A 983-nucleotide genomic window follows, 5' to 3' on the forward strand; every position below is an offset into this window, starting at 1 on the left:
CTAGATGAGTCATTCCGAATGATCAGTGGTCGTAGGCGACCAGTGATCGTGTGACGGGCTGGCGGGTCTTGTGGTTGTGCCAGATCGCGGCGGCCATCGCGAGGACGCGCTGGGCGACGCGGACGGCGACGCCCTCGAAGGTCCGGCCTCCGTGCTGTTCCAGGTCGAGCTGACCTTTGAGGGTGTCGTTGACCGACTCGATCAGCTGCCGTACCGACTTCAGGAGGCTCTCGCCCTTGCGCTTCTTCTCGCGCTTGAACGACGGCCGCAGCAACTCGGCGCCCCGCAAGGCCAGATCGGCCTCGAACTCCTTCGAGGCGAAGCCCTTGTCCGAGATCACCAGCAGACCCGGCCGGTCCGTGACCGTCTTCGGTTCGCGGTCGAGCATCGCGGTCAGTACCTCCCGCTCGTCGATCTTCGGGCTCGCCAGGGCCCACAGGATCGGCATCCCGGCCGGGGTGCAGACCAGGAAGAGGCGAAGCCCCCAGAAGAACCGGCTGTGGCTGGCGCAGTACCCGTATCCGGCCCAGCCGGCCATGTCCGACCGCTTCACGGTCGGACGCGAGCGTCCGCATTCCACCGGGGTGGAGTCGACGATCCAGTGCGGGTCGAACCAGAAGTCCGTGTCGACGGCCAGCAGCCGTATCGCCTTCTTGACCAGCGGCAACGCGGCCCGCAGCCGCTTGTTCCAGCCCGGCTGCTTGGGCACGTACGGGAACATCGAGCCCAGGCGGGAGTCGACGAACCGCAGCCACCTCGACTCCGAGGTGAAGCCCAGCAGTGCCTGCGCGACAGCGAGGGTGACCAGCTCGGAATCCGTCAACCTCGGCGGTCGGCCCAGCCACCGGGTGCCTCCGATCTCGTCGTCGATCTTCACGTAGAGTGCGGTCAGCAGGGCGTCTAGGTTGTTCGTCACACAACGATCTTGGACGCCCTGTCTGCGTTCCCGAACACATCGTCAGCATTCGGAATGACTCGTCTAG

1 protein-coding gene is annotated in these 983 nt (G+C 65.7%); it reads right to left on the bottom strand.

All coding sequences use genetic code 11. The annotated features are described in order from the left end of the window. Positions 1 to 22: 22 nt before the first annotated feature. Positions 23 to 916: an IS982 family transposase gene (locus tag NLX94_RS38675; RefSeq protein WP_254387986.1), complete on the bottom strand. Its 894-nt coding sequence runs from the start codon at positions 914 to 916 to the stop codon at positions 23 to 25. Positions 917 to 983: the final 67 nt, after the last annotated feature.

This window comes from Streptomyces sp. TBY4 (assembly GCF_024213195.1).
In the GTDB taxonomy this organism is placed as follows: Bacteria; Actinomycetota; Actinomycetes; order Streptomycetales; family Streptomycetaceae; genus Streptomyces.